At 63.0% G+C, this 17,803-nt stretch carries 17 protein-coding genes; 4 read left to right on the plus strand and 13 right to left on the minus strand.

Annotated features, from left to right (window positions below; all coding sequences use genetic code 11):
• Positions 1–28: 28 nt before the first annotated feature.
• From prcA to dop, 4 genes are all read right to left on the minus strand, one after another.
• Entirely contained in the window at positions 29–796 is a 768-nt protein-coding gene (gene prcA, locus YH3_RS30225; RefSeq protein WP_003945006.1) for a proteasome subunit alpha, read from the minus strand.
• On the minus strand, positions 793–1,671 hold the full coding sequence (gene prcB, locus YH3_RS30230) for a proteasome subunit beta (protein WP_007729873.1): 879 nt from the start codon (positions 1,669–1,671) through the stop codon (positions 793–795). The genes prcA and prcB overlap by 4 nt, the downstream gene beginning before the upstream one ends.
• On the minus strand, positions 1,668–1,862 hold the full coding sequence (locus tag YH3_RS30235) for a ubiquitin-like protein Pup (protein ID WP_003944925.1): 195 nt from the start codon (positions 1,860–1,862) through the stop codon (positions 1,668–1,670). The genes prcB and YH3_RS30235 overlap by 4 nt, the downstream gene beginning before the upstream one ends.
• Before the next feature lie 148 nt (positions 1,863–2,010).
• The gene (dop, locus tag YH3_RS30240) at positions 2,011–3,510 is read right to left on the minus strand and encodes a depupylase/deamidase Dop (protein WP_003944852.1); all 1,500 of its coding nucleotides are present in this window, start codon (positions 3,508–3,510) and stop codon (positions 2,011–2,013) included.
• A 58-nt stretch (positions 3,511–3,568) separates the two neighbouring features.
• Here dop and YH3_RS30245 point away from each other — a divergent pair, with 58 nt between their 5' ends.
• Entirely contained in the window at positions 3,569–4,126 is a 558-nt protein-coding gene (locus YH3_RS30245; RefSeq protein ID WP_054828098.1) for an NUDIX domain-containing protein, read from the plus strand.
• Between the two features lie 35 nt (positions 4,127–4,161).
• Here YH3_RS30245 and YH3_RS30250 read toward each other — a convergent pair whose 3' ends face one another.
• The gene (locus tag YH3_RS30250) at positions 4,162–4,839 is read right to left on the minus strand and encodes a TIGR00266 family protein (RefSeq protein WP_064444616.1); all 678 of its coding nucleotides are present in this window, start codon (positions 4,837–4,839) and stop codon (positions 4,162–4,164) included.
• A gap of 118 nt (positions 4,840–4,957) precedes the next feature.
• Positions 4,958–6,733, minus strand: a complete 1,776-nt coding sequence (arc, locus tag YH3_RS30255) for a proteasome ATPase (RefSeq protein ID WP_003944870.1) — start codon at positions 6,731–6,733, stop codon at positions 4,958–4,960.
• A gap of 195 nt (positions 6,734–6,928) precedes the next feature.
• Here arc and YH3_RS30260 point away from each other — a divergent pair, with 195 nt between their 5' ends.
• Positions 6,929–7,453, plus strand: a complete 525-nt coding sequence (locus tag YH3_RS30260; RefSeq protein ID WP_003944789.1) for a hypothetical protein — start codon at positions 6,929–6,931, stop codon at positions 7,451–7,453.
• Positions 7,454–7,517: 64 nt separating this feature from the next.
• Here YH3_RS30260 and YH3_RS30265 read toward each other — a convergent pair whose 3' ends face one another.
• Complete coding sequence (locus YH3_RS30265) at positions 7,518–8,492, minus strand: tRNA (adenine-N1)-methyltransferase (protein WP_223304531.1); 975 nt, start codon at positions 8,490–8,492, stop codon at positions 7,518–7,520.
• A gap of 87 nt (positions 8,493–8,579) precedes the next feature.
• Here YH3_RS30265 and YH3_RS30270 point away from each other — a divergent pair, with 87 nt between their 5' ends.
• Positions 8,580–9,470, plus strand: coding sequence for a RecB family exonuclease (locus tag YH3_RS30270; RefSeq protein WP_370852750.1), 891 nt, complete (start codon positions 8,580–8,582; stop codon positions 9,468–9,470).
• Position 9,471: 1 nt separating this feature from the next.
• Positions 9,472–10,281 carry a thioesterase family protein gene (locus YH3_RS30275; RefSeq protein WP_003944950.1) on the plus strand — a complete coding sequence of 270 codons (810 nt, stop codon included), beginning with the start codon at positions 9,472–9,474 and terminating at the stop codon, positions 10,279–10,281.
• A 46-nt stretch (positions 10,282–10,327) separates the two neighbouring features.
• Here the strand turns inward: YH3_RS30275 and hisG are convergent, their stop codons facing one another.
• From hisG to metH, 6 genes are all read right to left on the minus strand, one after another.
• A complete protein-coding gene (gene hisG, locus YH3_RS30280; protein ID WP_003944905.1) occupies positions 10,328–11,179 on the minus strand; it encodes an ATP phosphoribosyltransferase in 852 nt (283 codons plus the stop codon).
• 97 nt (positions 11,180–11,276) lie between these two features.
• Positions 11,277–11,540: a phosphoribosyl-ATP diphosphatase gene (locus tag YH3_RS30285; protein WP_003944933.1), complete on the minus strand. Its 264-nt coding sequence runs from the start codon at positions 11,538–11,540 to the stop codon at positions 11,277–11,279.
• Positions 11,541–11,599: 59 nt separating this feature from the next.
• Positions 11,600–12,460: a pseudouridine synthase gene (locus YH3_RS30290; RefSeq protein WP_047270562.1), complete on the minus strand. Its 861-nt coding sequence runs from the start codon at positions 12,458–12,460 to the stop codon at positions 11,600–11,602.
• Positions 12,461–12,517: 57 nt separating this feature from the next.
• Positions 12,518–13,378: a rhodanese-related sulfurtransferase gene (locus YH3_RS30295; RefSeq protein ID WP_042450983.1), complete on the minus strand. Its 861-nt coding sequence runs from the start codon at positions 13,376–13,378 to the stop codon at positions 12,518–12,520.
• Positions 13,379–13,390: 12 nt separating this feature from the next.
• Positions 13,391–14,089, minus strand: a complete 699-nt coding sequence (locus YH3_RS30300) for an HAD family phosphatase (protein ID WP_007729900.1) — start codon at positions 14,087–14,089, stop codon at positions 13,391–13,393.
• Positions 14,082–17,651: a methionine synthase gene (metH, locus tag YH3_RS30305; protein ID WP_047270513.1), complete on the minus strand. Its 3,570-nt coding sequence runs from the start codon at positions 17,649–17,651 to the stop codon at positions 14,082–14,084. The genes YH3_RS30300 and metH overlap by 8 nt, the downstream gene beginning before the upstream one ends.
• Positions 17,652–17,803: the final 152 nt, after the last annotated feature.

A 17,803-nucleotide genomic window follows, 5' to 3' on the forward strand; every position in this document is an offset into this window, starting at 1 on the left:
TGCAGTAACTCCCAGACCTACGGAGTATCTACGAGGGTGCGTCGCCGTTTGCCGGCGGCGCATCCTCGACTGCTGCCGGAGCTGGAAGCATCTCTTCCAAAACCGTTCCAGCGATCCGTTTGAACGCACGGCGTGGACGATTGCTGTCGAGTACGGCAACCTCGAGTGCACTCACATCGAGAGTTCGTGGTTCCGCCTCAGTGGTTCCGGCCGGTGCCGGGCCGCCCTTTTGGAGCGCCCCGACTGCAATCCGCACTGCGGATTCGAGGTCGAGGTCTCGCTGGTACGACTCGCGCATCGCCGTCACGATCGGTTCGGTCGTGCCGCCCATGACCACGAATTCCTGCTCGTCCGCGATGGATCCGTCGTACGTGATCCGGTAGAGCTGAGCCGGCGTACTGCTTCCGAAGCGACCGATCTCGGCAACACAGATCTCGACCTCGTACGGCTTGGGCTGCTCGGTGAAGATCGTTCCCAGGGTTTGTGCGTACGCATTGGCGAGCGAACGCCCGGTGACGTCCCGACGGTCGTACGAGTACCCACGCATGTCTGCGTGGACGATGCCCGCGCGGCGCAGATTCTCGAACTCGTTGTACTTGCCCACTGCCGCGAATCCGAGACGGTCGTACAGTTCGCTGACCTTGTGCAGAGCACGCGACGGATTCTCGGCGACAAAGAGCACTCCGTCGCGGTAGGTGAGAACGACGACGCTGCGCCCGCGGGCAATTCCCTTGCGCGCCAATTCCGAACGATCGCGCATGATCTGTTCGGCTGATGCGTAATACGGCATCGTCATAGCGCAGACTCCCCTTCCGGACTCACGGTCGCCGTGCGAGCCGCGACGATCTCCCTGGCGATCTCGGCAGCCCTGGTGGGCGACAACTCGACAGCGCCGGCCGAGGTGATGGTGACCGCCGTCGGATAGATCCCTCGTGTCAGATCAGGACCACCGGTAGCCGAATCGTCATCTGCCGCGTCGTACAGCGCCTCGACGGCGAACCGAAGCGCGGTGTCCTCGTCGATTCCCGGTGAATACAGCTTCTTGAGCGCCGATTTCGCGAACAGGGAGCCGGATCCGACTGCGTGATAGCCCGCGCGCTCCTCGTATCGCCCACCGACGACGTCGTAGGAGACGATGCGACCGGCGGTGGACGGATCGACCGCGTCCAGGTCGTAACCCACGAGCAGTGGCACAACCGCCAAACCTTGCATCGCTGCTCCGAGATTTCCTCGAACCATCGACGAAAGTCGATTGGCCTTGCCGTCGAACGTGAGTGGGACGCCTTCGATCTTCTCGTAATGTTCGAGCTCGACCGCGAAGAGCCGGACCAGTTCGATTGCGATCCCGGCCGTACCGGCAATACCCGCAGCCGAGTAGTCGTCCGTGACGTACACCTTCTGCACGTCACGGCTGGCGATGAGATTGCCCATCGTCGCTCGGCGATCACCCGCGAGCAGAACACCACCCGCATAGCTGATCGCGACGATGGTGGTGCCGTGCGGAGCTACGTCTCCCCCGCCCATGACAACACCTCCTGTGTCGGCGAAGCGGTTCTGCGGAAGATGCTCCGGTGCATGCACCCGAAGGTATTCCGAGAATGACGACAGATTCGAGCCGAAGCTCAACCGTGTGTCCCCGTCTGTGATCCGGGGCGCGCGATCCACCGTCACTGGCCGCCCTTCTGGACGTAGGCACGGACGAAGTCCTCGGCGTTCTCTTCCAACACGTCGTCGATCTCGTCGAGCAGGTCGTCGGTTTCTGCAGCTAGCTTCTCGCGACGTTCCTGGCCGGCACTGCCGTCGCCACCAGTGGTTTCGTCGTCTTCGCCGCCACCGGCACGCTGCGTCTGTTCTTGAGCCATCGCCGTCGACCTCCTTGTGTGAAGGGAGCTCTCGCGAGCATCCTGTTCGGCCCAGCAGAGTCGGTAACTGATCCCGCTCGGACCTTCACCCTACCGAGCGGCACCGTCAGGTGTGGAGAGACGCGACGGCGAGCCGCATCGGCTGATTTCAGTGAGTGAGCTGATCAACCAGTTCCGCGGCGCTGTCCACGGAGTCGAGCAACGCTCCGACGTGCGCTTTGGTACCTCGAAGCGGCTCGAGGGTGGGGATACGGATCAACGATTCACCGCCGAGATCGAAGATGACCGAATCCCAGCTCGCGGCCGCGATATCGGCCCCGAATCGGCGTAGGCACTCGCCCCGGAAGTATGCGCGAGTGTCGGTGGGAGGGTTCGTGACCGCGTCGAGAACCTGCTGTTCGGTGACAAGCCGCTCCATGGAGCCGCGAGCAACCAGGCGGTTGTACAGGCCCTTGTCGAGTCGCACGTCGGAGTACTGCAGATCCACCAGATGCAATCGCGGCGCCGACCACGCGAGTCCCTCACGATTGCGGAACCCTTCGAGCAGACGCAGTTTGGCCGGCCAGTCGAGGATGTTCGCGCACTCCATGGGATCGCGCTCGAGGAGATCGAGAACCATCGCCCACTTGGCGACGATATCGTCCGCTCGCGGATCACGATCGGTCTCACGGTCGAGGAACTTCGAGACACGTTCGAGGTAAATGCGTTGCAGCGCAAGCCCTGTCAGTTCACGTCCGTCGGCCAGCGCAACGGTCTTGCGCAGAGTGGGGTCGTGACTGATGTGGTGGACGGCCGTGACCGGACGCGCCAGTTGCAGATCGGTGAGGTCGACACCTGCCTCGATCAGGTCGAGTACCAGCGCCGTTGTTCCAACCTTGAGGTACGTCGACATCTCCGCGAGGTTCGCGTCACCGATGATGACGTGCAGGCGGCGATACTTGTCCGCATCCGCGTGCGGTTCGTCGCGGGTGTTGATGATTCCGCGCTTGAGAGTGGTCTCGAGGCCTACTTCGACCTCGATGTAGTCGGATCGCTGCGAAAGCTGGAATCCGGCCTCGTCGCCGGACTGACCGAGACCCACACGACCGGAACCGCAGATCACCTGCCGGGACGCGAAAAACGGCGTCAATCCTGTCACGATCGAGGCGAACGGGGTCTCACGTGAGCAGAGGTAGTTCTCGTGCGTGCCGTACGAGGCACCCTTGCCGTCGACGTTGTTCTTGTACAGCTGGAGCCGAGGCGCACCCGGCACGCTGGATGCGTGCCGCGCAGCCGCTTCCATGACGCGTTCGCCGGCCTTGTCCCAGATCACGGCGTCGAGCGGGTCGGCGACCTCGGGCGCCGAATACTCCGGATGGGCGTGATCGACGTACAACCGTGCCCCGTTGGTGAGAATCATGTTCGCGGCGCCGATCTCGTCCGCGTCGATCACCGGCGCGGGACCGCTCATTCGCCCCAGATCGAAGCCTCGGGCATCTCGCAGCGGAGATTCGACCTCGTAATCCCAGCGTGTGCGCTTGGCCCGTGGCACGCCCGCTGCGGCGGCGTAGGCAAGCACCGCCTGGGTTGAAGTGAGAATCGGATTCGCCGACGGCTCACTGGGTGAAGATATTCCGTATTCGACCTCGACACCGATGATCCGCTGCATGACACAAGAGCCTATGTGATTGCGGCGCGGCACCCACAGGCGTGGCACAGTTGGAGGAATGCACCAACCTCTCACCGCAGACCTGAATCCCGCGGACGAGGTAGTCGCCGTGTACGACCGGACGGGTAATCCGATCGGCCGAGCACCACGTTCGGTCGTCTACTCGGGTGGGCTCTGGCACGCGAGTGCGGGCGTCCTGGTTCGTACCGGGGACGGCTCCCGCATCTACGTCCATCGCCGAACCGACACGAAAGCGGTGTTCGGGGGCTATCACGACTGTCTGGCCGGAGGTGTCGTCGATCCAGGTGAGACGCCGCAGGAAACTGCGATCCGTGAAGTCGGTGAAGAACTCGGAATCTTCGGAACGGCAGACCAGCCACTCCAACTGACGGAGATCGCTCGAAAATCCTGGGACGGCGAGTGGAACAACTCTCCGTTGCGCTGTCACCTGTTTGCGTTCGAACTCAGATACGACGGGCCGATGGCACATCAGCCCAGCGAGATCGCCGAAGGTTGGTGGTGGACGCCGAAAGAACTCGGCGCCCACCTGCAGGACCCGTCGTGGCCGTTCGTTCCGGACTCACGCGCGCTGCTGGCCGACTATTGCTGGAGCTGAACACCGCTGGGACTGAACACTGGTGGGACCTGTGATCAGCCCGGGGTGATCGCCGAGAGCCAAGCAGCGAACGCGCTGGGGTTGCGGGTCTGCGCGAGAACGCGTCCTGGGCCGGTGAAGTCGAAGACAAATCCTTCACCGGACTTCATCGACTGAATGGTGCGCCCCTGAACGGCGCGCCGCATGTTGAAATTCATGCCGAGGTCGTAGGCGACCACGTGACCGGTATCGATCGTGACTGTCTCGCCTGGCTGCAAGTCGATGACGTCGATCGCGCCGTAGACGGCCAGCACTACTTCACCGTCGCCACTTGCCCGCAGGCCGAATCCTCCCTCACCGCCGAAGAGGTTGGACATGCCGCCCCACTTGGACTCGACCGTCACACCGTAGGAGTTGGCCAACCAGGTTCCACGGTTGAGGAAGAACGGGCGATCAGAGGTGATGGTCAGCGGGATCAGATCTCCGGGAAGCACACCAGTCACGTCGACCCAACCACCTTGCTGCGGAGCGGTATACGTCGTGACGAAAAATGATTCGCCGCTCAGCATCGACCGCTTGAGTCCCTGCAGGACGCCGCCCTGCGCCTTCGCTTCGAGAACTACGCCGGCAGAATGCGCGAGCATCGCCCCGCTCTCCACGCGCAGCGGTTCGCCGGGCGCGAGGTAGCAGCGAGCGACAGTGGACGACGGATTGTGTCGAAGATGTATCTGCACGGCGGGACTCTAAACCAGCGCGACCGACCGGTCCAATCGCAACGAAGTCAACGGCAGCGACGCAGAGATCGGGCCGACAACTCTCGCGGAGTGGCCGGCCCGATCGATCTTCGTTTCGCTACAGGTACTGGCCCGTGTTCGACTCTGTGTCGATCGCACGGCTGGCACTGGCGTTCTTGCCGGTGACGAGAGTGCGGATGTAGACGATCCGCTCACCCTTCTTGCCCGAAATACGTGCCCAGTCATCAGGATTGGTGGTGTTGGGCAGATCCTCGTTCTCGGCGAACTCGTCGACGATGGAATCGAAGAGGTGCTGCACACGCAAGCCCGGAGCACCGGTGTCGAGTACCGACTTGATCGCGTACTTCTTGGCGCGGTCGACGATGTTCTGGATCATCGCACCCGAGTTGAAGTCCTTGAAGAACAGAACTTCCTTGTCGCCGTTGGCGTAGGTGACCTCGAGAAAACGATTCTCTTCGCTCTCCGCGTACATGCGATCGACGACGCGAACGATCATCGCCTTCAAGCAGGCGGTGCGATCGCCACCGAACTCGGCGAGGTCGTCCGCATTGATCGGCAGACCGTCCACCAGGTACTTCGAGAAGATGTCCTGAGCGGATTCCGCGTCGGGGCGCTCGATCTTGATCTTCACGTCCAGTCGGCCCGGACGCAGGATGGCCGGGTCGATCATGTCCTCACGGTTGGAAGCGCCGATGACGATGACGTTCTCGAGCCCTTCCACACCGTCGATCTCGCTGAGCAGCTGCGGAACGACCGTTGTCTCCACGTCGGAAGAGACTCCCGAACCACGGGTACGGAAGATCGAGTCCATCTCGTCGAAGAAGACGATCACCGGAGTGCCCTCGGACGCCTTCTCACGAGCACGCTGGAAGATCATCCGAATGTGACGCTCGGTTTCGCCGACGAACTTGTTCAGAAGTTCCGGGCCCTTGATGTTCAGGAAGTAGGACTTGGCGTCCTTGCTGTCCTGACCGCGGGCTTCTGCGATCTTCTTGGCCAACGAGTTGGCGACGGCCTTGGCGATGAGCGTCTTGCCGCAACCAGGCGGACCGTAGAGCAGTACACCCTTCGGCGGCCTCAGCGAGTACTCGTGGAACAGATCCTTGTGGAGGAACGGGAGTTCGACGGCATCACGGATCTGCTCGATCTGACGCCCGAGACCACCGATGTCGTCGTAGTGAACGTCCGGAACTTCCTCGAGAACCAGATCTTCGACCTCGGCCTTCGGGATGCGCTCGAAGGCGTACCCGGCCTTGGTGTCGACGAGCAACGAGTCGCCCGGACGCAGTTTCCTGGTCGGAGAATCGGCGTCGTACGCGATGATGTCGGCTTCGGGGTCGGCGAAGACGGCTGCCAACGGCGCTGCGAGCCAGACGATGCGCTCTTCGTCGGCATGACCGACCACCAGTGCGCGCAAGCCGTCGTCGAGTACCTCACGGAGCGTGCTGATCTCACCGACCTGCTCGTAGGTGCCGGCCTCGACGATGGTGAGTGCCTCGTTGAGGCGAACCGTCTGCCCGAGGGCGAGGGTGTCCGTGTCGATGTTCGGTGAGCACGTCAACCGCATCTTGCGACCCGACGTGAACACGTCGACGGTCTTGTCCTCGTGTACCGAGAGAAGGACTCCGTAACCGCTCGGCGGTTGACCGAGTCTGTCGACTTCTTCACGAAGCGCGATGAGCTGCTGACGGGCCTCTTTGAGGGTGTCCATCAACTTGCTGTTTCGGATGGACAACGAGTCCACCTTCGACTCCAGCTCACGCACCTGCTCCGGCGATTGTGCAAGTTGTCGGCGCAGTACTTGTGCTTCCACTCGTAGCGCGTGGAGTTCTTCTGCTGCCGCAACCGAATCCGGGTTCTCTGTCGAGCTCATGTGCGTCTCCTCCCAGTGCGATCCATCAACGCTACCGGCATAAGGCCCCAACTGTCGCCAGACACGGTGCGCGAGTGCGAATTCACACCTGCGCGCGGACCGTGCCGACTGGTCTCGAGCCAGAATTTGGTCATGTTAGCCTTGCCTACAAGATGGAGACAGCGCCTGTCTCTCTTTACAACGAAAGGTAACGCTGTGATCATCCGCAAGACTCTCATCAGCGCTTGTGCTGTCGCTGCCGTCCTGACCATGGGTGCATGCAGCTCGGACGACAACAAGGATTCGACGGCTGCAAGTTCGACTTCCGCCGCCGCCTCGAGCACCACGGCGAAGGCCTCGGCTTCCGCCACGACGTCAGCTGCCGCTGCCGCAGCGGCTCCGACGGCCGAGGAGCTCAACGCTTCGCTCGTCGCTCTGATCGATCCGGCCAAGCCGATCGAGGAGAAGACCGCTCTGGTGGTCGACGGAACCAAGCGTCAGGCCAACATCGAGACGATGAGTGCTGCGCTGGGCGGTAACCCTGCCTACGCCATCACGTTCAACGTGGACAACGTCAAGGTCGACGGTCAGACCGCAACCGCAGACGTCGCCGTCGTCAGCCCGCACGGCGCCGCCCCGGCCACCCCGTGGACCTGGGAGCTCGAAGACGGCTCCTGGAAGCTGTCCGACACCTCGGCTTGCGTGCTCCTGGAAATGGGCCGCGCTTCCTGCACCGCATAACTTCCAGCTACTACAAGAGCGGCGATCCGGATACCGGATCGCCGCTCTTGTTGTTTTCGTGTGACTACTTGGCCGCGGTGTTCGAGCCCTTGCCCGCACGCCGCTGCGGCTTCGGGGTGACAGTTCCTTCGGCGAGACGACGAGCGCTCACGAGGAACGCGGTGTGGCCTTGCATCCGATGTTCGGGGCGCACCGCCAATCCGACGACGTGCCAACCGCGCACGATCGATTCCCACGAGCGTGGCTCGGTCCAGCATTCCTGCTCGCGCATCGCCTCGACGACCTTCGAGAGCTGAGTAACGGTCGCGACGTAGACGATCAACACGCCGCCCGGCACGAGTGCCTTCGAGACGGCGGGCAGGACGTCCCACGGGGCCAGCATGTCGAGGACGACGCGATCGACCTTGCCTCCGTGCGCTTCCGGATCGAACTCGGCGAGATCGGCGATGGTCAGTTCCCAGTTCGGCGGACGTTCCCCGAAGAAGGTCTCGACGTTGCGAACCGCATGTTCGGCATGATCGTCGCGGACCTCGTAGGAGATGACCTTGCCCTCGGGTCCGACGGCACGCAGCAGCGAACATGTCAGTGCGCCGGAGCCGGCTCCGGCCTCGAGCACGCGTGCTCCTGGGAACACGTCGCCTTCGTGGACGATCTGAGCTGCGTCCTTCGGGTAGATGACCTGGGCACCGCGCGGCATGGACAGCACGTAGTCCACCAGCAGGGGGCGCAGTGCGAGATAGGGCGTGCCGTTGACCGACTTGACGACGCTGCCCTCGTCGGCACCGATCAGATCGTTGTGAACGATTCCGCCCTTGTGGGTGTGGTATTCGCGGTTCGCCTCGAGAACGATCGTGTAGTGGCGTCCCTTGCCGTCGGTCAGCTGTACTCGGTCGCCGACGCGGAACGGACCTGACGGCCGCTTGCCCGGCGCAGTGAGATCAGCTTCTGGAAGGTCTTGTTCGGGAATCTCGGCGACAGCGGACTGCGCAACCTCATCCACTTCGGTCGTGCCTTCTTCTGGTTGCAGCTCGTTCGCCATGCGCAGATGATCCCTGTTCGCTTGTTTCCGGTGTCCTCGCCACCGGCTCCGACGGAGTTGTCGGACCAACCGCATAGCCTGCCAGGTGTGAGCTCTGTCGAATTGCCAACCCCCACTCCAACGGGTGCAACATCACACGAGCGCCCGCGTAGTCGGCCGGCGCTCTCTCCGTCTCGGGCGGGTGACTACAAGCAATGCCCCCTGCTCTATCGCTTCCGAGCAGTCGACAGAATTCCGGAAACGCCAACCAGAGCCCAGGTCAGAGGCACCGTCGTACACGCGGCACTGGAAGCACTGTTTGCACTCCCGACCGGTCACCGGGTTCCCGATCGCGCAGCCGAACTCGTCCGTCCCGCGTGGGAACGTGTCAGTGCCGAGTCTCCCGAGGCCGCTGACCTTGTTCCGGAGGGCGAGCTGGATTCGTTCCTCGACGAAGTCGGCAAGCTCGTCGCGACGTACTACACGCTCGAAGATCCCACTCGATTCGATGCCGAGGCGTGCGAGGTCTACGTCGAGACCGAATTGGAGAACGGCGTTCGACTCCGCGGCTTCGTCGACCGGATAGACGTTGCACCGACGGGTGAGGTGCGGGTGGTCGACTACAAGACCGGAAAAGCGCCTCGCGAGTTCACCGAATCCAAGGCGCTCTTCCAGATGAAGTTCTACGCGCTCGTACTGCTGCGCACTCGCGGAATCGTTCCCGCACAACTGCGCCTGATCTATCTGGCCTCCGGCTCGATTCTCACGTACGCCCCGGATCACGACGAGCTCATCCGATTCGAGCGAACCCTCTCCGCCATCTGGAAAGCGATCCTCGCAGCAGGTGCGACCGGAGACTTCAGACCCAAGCCTGGCAAACTGTGCGACTGGTGCGATCACAAGTCACTGTGCCCCTCGTTCGGCGGAACACCTCCGCCGTATCCAGGTTGGCCGGACCTGCTGAGCACCGAACCTGTTGCCGCAAAGGAGAATTCATAACATGACGGACAGTTCGTACTACCGCTACCTCGGAACGACGGAGGAAGGGCACGAGCGGTTCGCGAGCACGCAGGCAACTGTCAGCATCTGGGGCCCGACACTGCAGCACGGCGCTCCCCCGTCGGCGCTGTTGGTACGAGCCCTCGAGCGGTGCGGTGCGCGCGACGAAACCCGTCTGACGCGCGTCGTCGTCGAGATTCTCGGACCGATTCCTATTGCCGACCTCGAAGTCCGGTCCTGGATCGAACGACCCGGTCGCCGAATCGAATTGATCGTCGCCGAACTGTGGGCAACCACCGCCGACGGATCTGCACGCGCGGTTGCGCGCGGTACGGCGTGGCGGATGGAGACGGTGGATACCGGCGACGTCGTCCACGTAGTCGATCCCCCGCTCGAACCCCGCGACAGCGGCACCCCGGGCGTTCTCGAGGGTCTGTGGAGCGTCGGCTATCTCAAGACCCTCGACTGGTCCTGGATTGCTCCGATCGGGTGCGTGGGAACCGGCAAGGTATGGGCGCGCCCCAAGCCAGAGCTGGTCGAGGGTGAGAAGATGTCTGCTCTCGAGCGTTTGTTCGCGGTGGCCGACATCTCAAACGGGGTCGGCGCCAAGCTCGACCCGGAGCACTGGACGTTCCTCAACACCGATCTCACGGTGCATATCTTCCGTGTGCCCGAGGGAGAGTGGGTCGGTGTCGCCGCCGAAACCACAACGGGTCCGGACGGCGTCGGCATGTGTGCGGGCGTGCTCTACGACGAGCAGGGTGCCGTGGGTCGTATCGCCCAGACTTTGCAGATTCGCGCCCGTTCCTGATTTCCAGGAACGGGCGCGAATGCGCGTAAATCTATTCAGGCAGTGATCAGAAAGCGCGTACCGAGCGGATGTTCGACGCGAGGATGGCCTTGGCACCGAGTTCGGCCAAGGCATCCATCACCTGGTTGTGTCCCTTGATCGGGACCATCGCGCGAACCGCGACCCAGTCGGGATCGGCCAACGGCGAGAGCGTTGGCGACTCCATACCCGGAGTCATCTTGATGGCGTCGTCGAGGATGGTGCGCGGGCAGTCGTAGTCGATCATCAGATTCTGCTGCGCGAAGACAATTCCGCGAACGCGCTCGATGAGCTGGTTGCGGGCGGGATCGTCCTGCGGAGCGCCGGTGCGCTCGATCAGGACACCTTCGGAATCGCAGAGCGATTCACCGAAAGCCACGAGGTTGTGTTGGCGGAGAGTACGGCCCGACCCGACCACGTCGGCGATCGCGTCGGCGACGCCGAGCTGAATCGAGATTTCCACTGCTCCGTCGAGACGGATGACGGTGGCGTCGAGTCCGCGATCTGTGAGGTCCTTACGGACCAGGTTCGGGTACGACGTTGCAATGCGCAGGCCGGACAGATCCTCGACGGCCCAGTCCTTGCCGGCCGGTGCTGCGTAACGGAACGACGAACGGCCGAAGCCCAGTGACAGACGCTCGGATACGGGAGCACCCGAGTCGCCGGCGAGATCACGACCGGTGATGCCGAGATCCAGCTCACCGGAGCCGACGTAGATCGCAATGTCCTTGGGGCGCAAGAAGAAGAACTCGACCTGATTGGCCGGATCGAGGACTGTCAGATCACGGGAATCGGTGCGTCGACGGTAGCCGGCCTCGCTGAGAATCTCGGCGGCGGACTCGGACAGTGAGCCTTTGTTGGGAACTGCTACGCGCAGCATGGTGGATGTCCTTTCGGAAGGTGTGGGTGACGTGAGACGACATGAATCGGAAGCCCTGGACGAGCGAGACGGAGTACACCTCGCTGGTCAGCTCCGATCACAGATGTCGGTACACGTCCTCGAGGGTCAGTCCGCGACCGACCATCAACACCTGCGTCCAGTACAGCAGCTGGGAAATTTCCTCGGCGAGCTGCTCATCGCTCTGGTATTCCGCAGCGATCCACACTTCACCGGCTTCCTCGATGACCTTTTTGCCCTGAGCATGCACACCGGCGTCGAGGGCGGCGACAGTGCCGGACCCCTCGGGGCGAGTAGCAGCGCGCTCGGTCAATTCGGCGAACAAGGATTCGAAGGTCTTCACGGGTAGCTATTCTTTCACGAGGACGGAAGCGGTTTTCACACGCCCACGAACAGCGGTGTTCACAGGCCTGCGTCGAGGCTGCGCGAACTCACGAACCTGCGGGTCTGCCCGGTGATCGGATCCGGGTACTCCAACGCTCGCGCCAACAATCGCAACGGAGTCGAGAAGTCACCGGGCACTGCGGGCAGATACTCCGGATAGTAATTGTCACCGACGATCGGGACGCCCAGCGAGTTGAGGTGCAGCCGAAGCTGATGGGTCCGGCCGGTCCGTGGGAGCAACCTGTATCGCCCGAGCGTCCGGCCCGCCGAGTCGGTGATCACCTCGATCAGTTCGATCGAGGTCTCACTGTTCGGCTCGCCCGCGATTTCGGTAGCCGTCATCTCGCCGTGAACTTTGTTGATGCGGCTGCGCACCGTGCGAGGGAAAGTCAGTTCCGGATCGAAGCCCGCAATCGCCTCGTACTCCTTGACGATCCGCTGCTCGGCAAAAAGTTCCTGGTACGGCCGTCGTAGGTCCGGTGTCACGGTGAACACGATGACACCCGCCGTCATCCGGTCGAGGCGGTGAACTGGCGCAAGATCCGGAAGGTCCAGGTCACGACGCAGGCGCACGACTGCGCTTTCGACGATGTGCGCTCCCCGTGGAATGGTCGCCAGGAAGTGCGGTTTGTCGATCACGAGAATCGAGTCGTCGCGGTACAAGATCTCGATCTCGTGCGGAACCGGAATCTCGGGGGCCGGCTCGCGGTAGAAGTACACGAACCGGGTCGGCTGATAGGGCGTTCGGCTCGTGATCTTCCGCCCGTGCTCGTCGACGACGTCCCCGGCGCTGACGAGGTCCGCCCACAGGTCCCGCTCCCCGGGATGCTCGCCGACCAGGTGCTCGAGGACGGTCCGCGCCGACGACTCCGCCGGCATCCGCAGCCGGTCAGGTCCGAGACCATTTCGGATCGGCAACGGAGCCTTGGGCACAGCTCAGTCCTGCTCGAGGTCTGGTGAACAACTCTCGCAGAGCAATTCGAGGGTTCGGCCGTCGCCGTCGATCCGGTTGCGGTACCGCGGGGTCGGAGTACCACAATCGACACACACGCCGAGTGTCTTGGCTTCGGATGAGAACTCGATGTTCATCCGCTTGTCGAACACGTACAGGGAACCGTCCCAGAGGCCGCGGTCGCCGAAAGTCTCGCCGTAACGGACGATTCCGCCGTCCAACTGATAGACCTCGTCGAAGCCACGTGAGCGCATCAGCGAAGACAACACCTCACAGCGCACTCCGCCGGTGCAGTACGTGACCACGGCTTTGCCCTTGAGATGGTCGTATTTGCCACTGTCGAGTTCGTTGACGAAATCCCGAGTGGTGGCGACGTCCGGAACTATCGCATCTCGGAAACGGCCGATCTCGGCTTCGAAGGCATTGCGCCCGTCGAAGAACACGACGTCGTCACCGCGAGTGTCGACGAGTTCGTGTAGTTCCTTGGGCACCAGGTGAACTCCTCCGCCGACCACACCGTTCTCGTCGACTTTCAGCTCGTCGGGGGCACCGAACGTCACGATCTCCGAGCGTGCCTTGACACTCAGACGAGGGAAATCGTTCCCGAGGCCGTCCGACCACTTGATGTCAGCGGTACGGAAGGGTTCGTAACCACGCGTACCACGGACATATCGCTTGACATCCTCGATGTCTCCGCCGACCGTCGCGTTGATCCCGTGCGGCGAGACGATGATCCGGCCCGTCAGGTTGTTGGACTCGGCCAGGCTGTGCTGCCACAGCTTGATCGCTTCCGGGTCCGCCAACGGCGTGAACTGGTAGAAGAGAACAATTTTCGGAATAGCCACAGCAAATCCAGCCTAACGTGCCGCGCTCGAGTGAACGTCGTGAAGATCGTGAATGGACAAGTCCAACAGGGACTCTCGAAACACGCGTCCAGGGCCGGCGGGGACGTCGACCTCACACGGAACGACGAGCACCGCGCAACCCGCAGCGCTGGCCGACGCCGTGCCGGTCGGCGAGTCCTCGATCGCGAGGCACTGCGCCGGCTCGAGTCCGAGCAGATGCGCGCCGCGCAGGTACGGATCCGCTGCCGGTTTCCCGTTGGGGACCTCGTCGCCACACACCGAATGGTCGAAGAACTCACGGCCGAGCATGCCGAGTGCCCGATCGACCAGAACTCGCTCGGTGTTGGTGACCAGTGCAGAACGCAGACCACCGTCACGCACGGTCGACAGTGCGTCGCGAGCACCCGGCCGCCAGGTCACGCCGTCCTCGAACAGATCGCCGACGCGGGTGTACATCCAGTCCTTCGCCTCGGCGATGGCATCGGGATGCTTCTCCAGGCCGAGAGCGTCGAACACCGTCGCAAGGGCGAAGGGGCTCGACGCACCGATGACGGCAACGCGTGTCGCTTCCGTCATCGGTCCGCCCAGGCGTAGGGACAGCTCACGAAGCGCGATGTCCCACAGCTTCTCCGAATCGAGCAGGGTGCCGTCCATGTCCCACAGGACACCACCGAGCGTTGATTCGGATACTTCGGTCAACAACTCAGACATTGAAATACTTTGCTTCCGGGTGGTGCAGGACAAAAGCGTCCGTGGACTGCTCGGGATGCAGCTGCAGCTCCTCGGACAATTCGACGCCGATTCGTTCGGGTTCGAGCAACGCAACCAACTTGGCTCGATCCTCGAGATCCGGGCACGCGCCGTATCCGAACGAATAACGAGCGCCGCGGTACTCGAGATCGAAGTAACCGGCAACCTCGGTGGGATCCTGCTCCGCGACGGTGTGACCCTCGGGAAGCACTAGCTCTTCACGGACGCGTCGATGCCAGTACTCGGCCAGAGACTCCGTGAGCTGGACACCGATTCCGTGAACCTCGAGGTAATCGCGGTACGAGTTCGATGCGAACAACTCGTTGGCGAAGTCCGCGATCGGCTGACCCATCGTCACCAACTGGAACGGGAGTACGTCGACCTGCCCGGTGGCCTCGGCGTCCTTGCGCGAGCGAACGAAGTCCGCGATGCACAGGAAGCGGTCGCGGTGCTGGCGCGGGTAGGTGAATCGGAACCTTTCGGGTGCATCCGGTTTCGGCTCGGTGAGCACGATGACGTCGTCGCCCTCCGAGATCGCCGGGAAGTACCCGTACACGACCGCGGCATGCGCGAGGATGCCCTCGGACGTCAGCCGATCGAGCCAGTACCGAAGTCGCGGACGGCCTTCCGACTCGACCAGTTCCTCGTACGTCGGACCATCGCCCTTGCGCTGACCGCGAAGGCCCCACTGGCCGAGGAAAAGAGCGCGCTCGTCGAGCAGCCCCGAATACTCGGACAGCGAGATTCCCTTGACGATGCGCGAGCCCCAGAAGGGAGGTGTCGGCACCGCGATGTCGGTTGCGACATCGGAACGCTCCGGCAGGACCACGGGAACCGCTGCAGCCTTACGCTTTTCGGCGATGCGCTTGGAACGCTCGTGACGTGCCTTACGCTCGGCAGCCTTCTCGCGAGCAGCGATGGCCTCCGGGCTGTCCGGCGCCGGGCCGCCACCACGCTTGGTCGTCATGATCTGGTCCATCAAGTTCAGACCCTCGAAGGCGTCGCGGGCATAGCTGACGTCGCCCTCGTACACCTCCTGCAGGTCGTTCTCGACGTAGGAGCGCGTGAGCGCCGCACCACCGAGCAGCACCGGGAACTTCTCGGCGACTCCACGTGCGTTGAGTTCCTGGAGGTTTTCCTTCATCACGACAGTGGACTTCACGAGCAGTCCGGACATGCCGATCACGTCGGCTTTCTTGTCCAACGCGACGTCGAGGATGGTCGCGATCGGCTGCTTGATACCGATGTTGACGACCTCGTAGCCGTTGTTGCTCAAGATGATGTCGACCAGGTTCTTGCCGATGTCGTGAACGTCGCCCTTGACGGTCGCGATCACGATGCGACCCTTGCCGTCCTCGTCGCTCGCTTCCATGTGCGGTTCGAGGAATGCCACGGCAGCCTTCATGACCTCGGCCGACTGCAACACGAACGGCAACTGCATCTGTCCGGAGCCGAACAGCTCGCCGACGGTCTTCATGCCCGAGAGCAAGGTCTCGTTGATGATGGCCAGCGGAGGCTTGATCGTCATCGCCTCGGTGAGGTCGTCGTCGAGGCCGTTGCGCTCACCGTCGACGATGCGGCGTTCGAGCCGGTCGAACAACGGAAGTCCCGCCAGTTCCTGCGCACGAGACTCACGCGCCGACGCTGCCGAAACGCCCTCGAACAGAGCCATCAGCTTCTGCAGCGGGTCGTACCCCTCGCTACGACGGTCGTAGACGAGGTCGAGTGCAGTTTCACGCTGCTCGTCCGGAATTCGGGCCATCGGCAGAATCTTGGACGCATGAACGATCGCCGTGTCCAGACCTGCCTCGGTGCACTCGTGCAGGAACACCGAGTTGAGGACCTGACGAGCTGCCGGGTTCAAACCGAACGAGATGTTCGAGATACCCAGGGTGAAGTGGAGTTCCGGGTACGCAGCCTTGAGCTGACGGATCGCTTCGATGGTCTCGATGCCGTCGCGTCGTACCTCTTCCTGACCGGTCGAGATGGGGAAGGTCAAGGCGTCGACGATGATGTCGGACTCGGCGAGTCCCCAGTTTCCCTTGATGTCCTCGATCAGACGCTTGGCGATGGCGACCTTCGTCTCGGCGGTGCGAGCCTGGCCCTCTTCGTCGATGGTCAGGGCGACGACCGCCGCGCCGTGCTCCTTGACCAGAGTCATGATCTTGTGGAAACGCGATTCGGGGCCGGCGCCGTCTTCGTAGTTGACGGAGTTGACGGCGCAGCGGCCACCGAGGTGCTCGAGGCCGGCTTGCAGCACGGCAGGCTCGGTGGAGTCGAGCATGATCGGCAGCGTCGAGGACGTCGCCAGGCGGCTGGCAAGTTCCGACATGTCGGCGGCACCGTCGCGGCCCACGTAGTCGACGTTGAGGTCGAGCATGTGTGCGCCGTCGCGGGTCTGGTCCTTGGCGATGTCCAGGCACTTCTGGTAGTCCGCGGAGAGCATCGCCTCGCGGAAAGCCTTGGAGCCGTTGGAGTTCGTGCGTTCGCCGATCATCAGGATGCTGGCGTCCTGCTCGAACGGCACCGCCGAGTACAGCGAAGAGGTGCTCGGCTCGTGGATCGGCGTGCGCTGGGCCTTCTCGACCTGACGAACCGCGTCGGCGACCGCGCTGATGTGCTCGGGCGTCGTACCGCAGCAGCCACCGACGAGGCCGAGTCCGAACTCGGAGACGAAACCACTGAGGGCTTCGGCCAATTCGTCGGCAGTCAGCGGATACTCGGCACCCTTGGGGCCGAGCTGCGGCAGGCCGGCATTGGGCATGACCGACACCGGCAGCGTGGAGTACTTGGACAGATGACGGAGATGTTCACTCATCTCGGCCGGCCCGGTGGCACAGTTCAGACCGATCATGTCGATACCGAGTGGCTCGAGTGCCGTCAGCGCCGCACCGATCTCACTGCCCAGGAGCATCGTTCCGGTTGTCTCGACCGTCACGTGCGTGATGATCGGCAACCGCAGTCCGAGTTGCTCCATCGCACGCTGGCTGCCGAGGATTGCAGCTTTCACCTGAAGCAGGTCCTGGCAGGTTTCGACGAGGATGGCGTCGGCGCCACCGTCGATCATGCCGAGCGCAGCTTCGGTGTACGCGTCACGCAGGACTGCGTACGGTGCGTGTCCCAGGCTGGGGAGCTTGGTTCCCGGTCCCATCGAGCCGAGTACGAATCGGGCCATGCCGTCGCGGCCTGGTCCCATCTCGTCCGCTACTTCACGGGCGAGAGCAGTGCCTTTTTCCGCGAGTTCGCGGATCCGGTGAGAGATGTCGTAGTCGGCGAGGTTGGGCAGGTTGCAACCGAAGGTGTTGGTCTCGACGGCATCGGCACCAGCGGCGAAGTACGCACGGTGGATGTCTTTGAGCACGTCGGGACGGGTGTCGTTGAGGATCTCATTGCACCCCTCGAGGCCGAGGAAGTCGTCCAGGGTGAGGTCCGCGGCCTGCAACATGGTGCCCATCGCTCCGTCGCCGATGACAACGCGCTGTTTCAGCGCATCAAGCAGGGCAGAGTTAAATGGGGCAGACATGCCGTCCAGAGTAGTGGGCGCACCGACAAGCTCTGGCCGTAGGCTGGGTGGGTGAGTCCAAGTGAGTTCCCCGTCACTCCCGACGGCCCGGTCGATTTCGATGATTCCGCGGCCTTCGAGAGCCCTGACGGCTTTGCCGTCGACAGCAGCGA

The organism is Rhodococcus sp. YH3-3 (assembly GCF_001653035.1).
Taxonomy (GTDB): domain Bacteria; phylum Actinomycetota; class Actinomycetes; order Mycobacteriales; family Mycobacteriaceae; genus Rhodococcus_F; species Rhodococcus_F qingshengii.